This is a genomic window from Autumnicola musiva (genome assembly GCF_031846585.1).
Taxonomy (GTDB): Bacteria; Bacteroidota; Bacteroidia; order Flavobacteriales; family Flavobacteriaceae; genus Autumnicola; species Autumnicola musiva.
Window position 1 is genome coordinate 22166 of sequence record NZ_JAVRHK010000027.1, and the last position, 6000, is coordinate 28165.

The 6000-nt window shown below is 38.6% G+C and carries 5 protein-coding genes; 1 reads left to right on the forward strand and 4 read right to left on the reverse strand.

All coding sequences use genetic code 11. From position 1 onward, the window contains the following. Positions 1–14: 14 nt before the first annotated feature. The gene (gene mnmE, locus RM539_RS18730; RefSeq protein ID WP_311504950.1) at positions 15–1454 is read right to left on the reverse strand and encodes a tRNA uridine-5-carboxymethylaminomethyl(34) synthesis GTPase MnmE; all 1440 of its coding nucleotides are present in this window, start codon (positions 1452–1454) and stop codon (positions 15–17) included. A 169-nt stretch (positions 1455–1623) separates the two neighbouring features. Between mnmE and RM539_RS18735 the strand changes: the two genes are divergently transcribed. Next, the gene (locus RM539_RS18735; RefSeq protein ID WP_311504951.1) at positions 1624–1980 is read left to right on the forward strand and encodes a DUF4870 domain-containing protein; all 357 of its coding nucleotides are present in this window, start codon (positions 1624–1626) and stop codon (positions 1978–1980) included. A 130-nt stretch (positions 1981–2110) separates the two neighbouring features. On the opposite strand, the gene dnaN is transcribed toward RM539_RS18735, so the two are convergent. The 3 genes from dnaN to gldF form a co-directional block, all read right to left on the reverse strand. Next, on the reverse strand, positions 2111–3229 hold the full coding sequence (gene dnaN / locus RM539_RS18740) for a DNA polymerase III subunit beta (protein ID WP_311504952.1): 1119 nt from the start codon (positions 3227–3229) through the stop codon (positions 2111–2113). 194 nt (positions 3230–3423) lie between these two features. Beyond that, a complete protein-coding gene (gldG, locus tag RM539_RS18745) occupies positions 3424–5100 on the reverse strand; it encodes a gliding motility-associated ABC transporter substrate-binding protein GldG (protein ID WP_311504953.1) in 1677 nt (558 codons plus the stop codon). Position 5101: 1 nt separating this feature from the next. Then, the gene (gene gldF / locus RM539_RS18750; protein ID WP_311504954.1) at positions 5102–5839 is read right to left on the reverse strand and encodes a gliding motility-associated ABC transporter permease subunit GldF; all 738 of its coding nucleotides are present in this window, start codon (positions 5837–5839) and stop codon (positions 5102–5104) included. Positions 5840–6000: the final 161 nt, after the last annotated feature.

Sequence of the window (6000 nt, forward strand, 5' to 3'; positions counted from 1 at the left end):
ATAAAATTTACTGTTTATTTGCCAATACAAAAATTAGAAAAAATATTCCCCAATAAATCGTCGTTCGTTATTTCCCCGGTGATCTCCCCGAAATGATGCAGTGCCTGCCGAATATCTATGGCCATTAAATCACCAGAAAGTCCCATATTTAAACCTTCCTGAACTTTATTTATTTCCTCCAGCGCACTTAGCAACGCATTATAGTGCCTGCTGTTTGTTACAATAGTATTGTTGTTCCGCAATGCCCCGGTATTAACATAGTTTAGCAGCTTGTCTTTTAACTCTTCAACTCCCGCTCCCGATTTTGCTGAAATCAGTAAAAATTGGGATTTCTTCCTGTTTTCAGTAATGTTGTTTAATTTTTCAATTAAACTTTCCCGTTCTGTTTCTTCAATTTTGTCTGCCTTATTGGCAATTATCAACAGTGGTTTCTGCGGAAATTTATTCTTGATTTTCTCAACTTCTGTTTGAATTTCTGATATTGCTCCACCTCTGGAGGTGCTGCTGAAAGCTGAGGGGGATGATGCGTCCATTAAATAAACCACTACCTGCGCCTGACTTATTTTTTCAAAGGTCTTCTTGATGCCAATACTTTCCACTACATCTTTTGTTTCGCGAATTCCTGCAGTGTCTATAAATCGAAAACCTACGCCTCCAATGGCCATTTCATCTTCTATGGTGTCCCTGGTTGTACCGGCAATTTCCGAAACTATGGCACGCTCTTCATTTAAGAGCGCGTTTAAAAGTGTAGATTTTCCTACATTTGGTTCGCCAACGATGGCAACAGGAATACCGTTTTTCAACACATTTCCGGTGGCGAAGGAGTCTATAAGCTTTTTTAGTACGTTCTGTATCCTTTGAATGAGTTTTTTAAATTCATCCCGATTGGCAAACTCCACATCTTCTTCGGCAAAATCGAGCTCCAGTTCAATTAGAGAAGCGAAATCGAGCAATTCCTGGCGCAGACGCTGAAGCTCATTAGAAAATCCGCCACGCATTTGTTGCATGGCCATTTGGTGGGAAGCCTGATTTTCAGAAGAAATTAAATCAGCTACGGCCTCTGCCTGGCTCAGGTCCATTTTTCCATTTAAAAAAGCTCGTAATGTAAATTCTCCCGCTTCTGCAGAGCGGCATCCTTTCCTTACCAGAAGCTGGATAATTTCCTGCTGAATATACGGGCTGCCATGGCAGGAAATCTCTATGGTTTCTTCGCCTGTGTAAGATTTTGGTGCCCTGAAAACCGAAATCAATACTTCGTCTATAATCCTTTCGGCATCTATAATATTTCCTAAATGAAGGGTATGGGTCTGTTGATTTTCCAGTGCTTTTCCACTCTTTGCCTTAAAAAGCGGACTAACTATTGAAATGGCCTCTGGCCCGGAAACTCTTATTATAGCTATTGCGCCGGCTCCTGAAGGGGTGGCAAGCGCAACAATGGTATCGTTCATTTTCATGTTGCAAAGGTAAGAAACGGGTGGCAATTTACCACTTGATTCATTGGAGGGTGAAGCAATGAGGCTGCCTGTAACAAAATGCTTTTTTCTCCGTCTTATAAGTACAGTTCATATTTATTAAAGAATTGTTCGTTAATTTTCAATAATTTAGAAATTAAAATAATAAATAATGGAAACTTATACTGCCATGAGAGAAGACAGGCAAATGTTGATTATTACGCATATTAGTCAACTACTGGATCTTATTACAGGCCTGGGTGGATTTATTGTTCCGCTGATTTTATGGGCTACTCAAAAAGAAAAAGTTATAGGAATGGATGAACATGGCAAGATGGTAATGAATTTCCAGATTAGCCTTTTTATTTATAGTATTTTATGTATTCCCTTGATTTTTCTCTTTGGCATTGGATTTTTGCTTCTGGGAATTATTTGGATTTTTGGAATCATAATGCCAATTATTAACGCCGTGAATGCCAGTAATGGTGAGCCCTGTAATTATCCTCTTTCTATAGAAATAATAAAATAGGGGATTTTCCTTTTTGCCTGTGTGGTTTGTAGGAATATAAGAGAAGCCCGTTCAAACATTTTGAACGGCTTCTACTTTTTAAAATTTCTGAAAGGCAACTGAATTGCCATTCTGCTCGCCAGGCCTATATTTAATTATTCAGCATTACCGGCATTACCAACATGGTAATTCTTTCTCCCGGATCCAACCCATCAACCGGGGTCAAAATTCCCGCTCGATTTGGCAAGCTCATTTCCAGCTGTACTTCATCTGAATTCAAATTATTCAACATCTCGGTAAGGAACCTTGAATTGAAGCCAATCTGCATATCATCTCCTTGGTAAGCACAGGTTAATCTTTCTTCTGCCTTATTGCTGTAATCCACATCTTCCGCAGAAATATTTAGCTCGGCACCTGCAATTTTGAGTCTTACCTGGTGCGTGGTTTTATTAGAAAAAATAGAAACCCTTCGTACTGAACTCAAAAATTGATTTCTTTCAATAGTTAATTTATTAGGATTTTCCTTCGGAATAACGGCCTCGTAATTTGGATATTTTCCATCAATTAGCCTACAGATTAACTGTGTTTCGTCAAAAGTAAATTTTGCATTGGAATCATTATACTCAATTAAAACTTCGCTTTCACTTCCGGCTAAAATTCCTTTTAGAAGGTTTAAAGGTTTTTTCGGCATAATAAATTCAGCCGACTGGGATGCGGTAACATCTTCCCTGGAATATTTTACCAGTTTATGTGCATCTGTAGCCACAAAAGTTAATCCTTCATCTGAAAATTGAAAGAAAACCCCACTCATCACTGGTCTTAGGTCATCGTTTCCTGATGCAAAAATAGTTTTACCGATGGCGGTTGCAAGAATATCGCCTTCAATTAACGTACTGCTGGGCTCCTCAAGTTCTACCGGGTTAGGAAATTCCTCGCCATCTGCATAGGCCAGGGCATATTTCCCGTGGTTGGAACTCAGTTCTATAGTGTTGTTGTCCTCGGCAACAAAAGTAAGCGGTTGTTCAGGAAAAGTTTTCAACGTGTCAAGGAGCAGCTTGGCGGGAACAGCAATTTTTCCTTCAGAATCTGATTCTACTTTAAGTTTGGCAGACATGGTAGTCTCCAAATCTGAAGCAGAAACGGTTAATTCATCTTCTTTAAGGTCAAAAAGGAAATTATCTAAAATGGGTAAAGTATTGGTGTTGTTAATTACACCGCCCAGTATTTGTAGCTGTTTCAGCAAATAACTGCTGGATACAATAAATTTCATCGGCTTTGTTGATTAATTTGAATCTAGTACAAATATATTTGAATACTTCAAAAGAGGAAGGCTAAGCCCTTAGTTTTTATTAACAGAAAATTGCCTGATGTTAATATTAAAAACCTGTTAATCAGTAGTATGATCAATTATAATTGAAGGAATTTGTTAATATGTCTTGTGACAGAAGGATCTGCTTTGTTTCCTTAAGATTTTTTGATGTATTTCTTTCTTCTGAAGAAATTGAAAACAAAAGCGAAAATTCCTAAAATGATCAGTGGAAAAATCAGATTAATAAATTGCCATTTCTCACGTTCTGCAGCTGTTTTTTCAGGATCAAGAAAAGGTATGCTGATTTCTTTAGATCTTAACTCAATAAGTCTGCTGTCATCCAACATGTAATTCACTGCGTTAAGTAGAAATTCTTTATTTCCGTAGGTGTTTCCGGTATAACGCTCAAAGCCCAATTGCATCGGCGCACCTTGCTGCAAATCGTTTTTGATCACATCGCCGTCTGAAATTACCAGCATTTGAGTTGCCTGACTTTTATTTACGGGATTTTGAATTTCAAAAGGTTTTATCCTGTTTTTAAAAGCTGAAGTAAATTCACCTTCCATTAATACCGCTAAGGGCTGTTCCCCATCGGTATAACTTGCAATATCAGGCTTACGGCTTACCATTTCCAAACTTATCTGAAGCGGTGTTCCTTCAATTTTAGAGGTTGGAGAACTACTGAGCAGGATTGTTTTTTCCACATCATTGGCAAGCGTATCAATCTGGTTGGCATATTCAAATTTTACCGCTTCAATATTGTTAATAACAGGGTGATCATTTGGAGAAGCACTCAACGGGTTATAGAACCAGGGGTAGGGGTTAAACCTGGTGTTGTTTCCACTTCCCGTAGCAAGAATAATAGGTGCCGAATAGAGGTCGTTTACAAGAACGGGATTAATCCTGAAGCCGTAGGAAAAGAAAAGGTCTCCCAAATTCAAGTCCTGGGGTAGGGCATAAGCTGTACCGGTTTCATTTAAAAGGCTATCTTTTTCCATTGCCACGCTTTCTACCAGCCATATAGATTTCCCACCCTTCATGGTGTACTGATCCAGGACATATTTTTCATTTTCGGTGTAAGCTTCAGTTGGCTTCGCTTCAAGAACAAGGTCAAATTCCTTTAAATTTTTTAAAGTTTTCTGCGGATTTACAGCTGCGGAATCCAGTGTGAAAGGTGCTATAAAATAATAATCCTGAAGTGTTTGCAGGAAATCGGCAATATATGGATCTTCCAATTCTCCATTGCCACGCATTACCGCAATCTTTTTTTCCTTGGGATAAATTAGTTGACTTAAAGCATTGGCAATGGCATATTCCAGCTGCTGGACGCTGTTATTAACCCGCTCCTGGTCTGTGGCTCCAAGATTGTTCTTCAGCAAAGGAATTTTTACCGTAGCTTCTCCATAATTGGCAATAGCCCATGGAAAAATAATTTCTTCACTTGTCCTGCCACTTTCCTGAACGCTAACCCGGGCCGGGGTCATTCCCATTTGCGCAAATTCCTGTGCAATAGTATTGGCATCATCACCTTCAGCTAAAGGATTAATGAAATTGAATTTGATATTGGAATTATAAGCAGCAAATTCTTCTAAAAGTTGCCGGGTTTCATTCCGAAGTCGCCTGAATTCAGCTGGAAAATCTCCCTGAAGAAAAACATCTATTATTACCGGTTCTTCCACATCTTCAACTATATTTTTTGAAGCGGGGGAAAGGGTGTACCGGTGATCTTGTGTAAGGTCAAACCTTTTAAAGAAATTTGCCGTTAGCACATTCAGCAGGATTAAAACTACTATGAGAGTAGCCAGGGATTTATATGTACCGGTTTTCTTCAAGTTAAAATTTTTGCTGAACAGATTTTAATTTGATGTGCGTAAGCTTCAGAAATAATAAAATCAAGCTGAAGAAATATATAATATCACGTGTATCTACCACACCGCGGCTAATGCTTTGGTAGTGATAACTGATACCTAAATATTCAATTCCGTAGGTTGCTCCTCCAAAAATATTGTATCCGGCAAGGCCTTCAAAGACGAAATACGAAAAGAAACATAGAAAAACCGACACCATAAAAGCAACAATCTGATTATTAGTAAGGGTGGATGAAAATATCCCTATTGCTGTATAGCAACCGCCGAGGAACAAAAGCCCAAGATATGAACCTAAAGTGGCGCCAACATCCAGATTCCCCACGGGATTTCCTAATTGATAAACTGTTAGAACATAAAGCAAAGAGGGAATAATGGCTAAAATCACCAATATCAGGGAACCTAAATATTTCCCCAAAATAAGCTGCCATAAACCAATAGGTTTGGTAAGGAGCAATTCCATGGTACCCTGTCTTTTTTCTTCAGAAAAACTTTTCATGGTAACTGCGGGGATAAGGAATATAAAGATCCACGGTGCGAGATTGAAAAATGGTTTAACATCTGCAAAGCCATTATCCAGTATATTATATTTACCGGTAAAAACAAAGAGAAAAAGTCCGCAGGCCACTAGGAAGATCCCGATAACCAGATAGCCGATGGGCGAGGAAAAAAAGGATTGTATTTCTTTGTTTAAAATCGCGAACATTAACTTTAGTTGTCTGTTGTCTGTTGTCTGTTGTCTGTTGTTGAAAAATTTCAGGATTATAAACCTGAAAATTAGGTTTTTTGGCTGATAAAAAACACCTTAAACTTCTCACTTCTCACTTCTCACTTCTCACTTCTCACTTCTCACTTCTCACTTCTCAC

Excerpts from the sequence above, each read along its gene's own strand:
- mnmE (WP_311504950.1), bottom strand. The coding sequence starts at position 1,454 with ATGAAAATGAACGATACCATTGTTGCGCTTGCCACCCCTTCAGGAGCC.
- RM539_RS18735 (WP_311504951.1), top strand. The coding sequence starts at position 1,624 with ATGGAAACTTATACTGCCATGAGAGAAGACAGGCAAATGTTGATTATT.
- dnaN (WP_311504952.1), bottom strand. The coding sequence starts at position 3,229 with ATGAAATTTATTGTATCCAGCAGTTATTTGCTGAAACAGCTACAAATA.
- gldF (WP_311504954.1), bottom strand. The coding sequence starts at position 5,839 with ATGTTCGCGATTTTAAACAAAGAAATACAATCCTTTTTTTCCTCGCCC.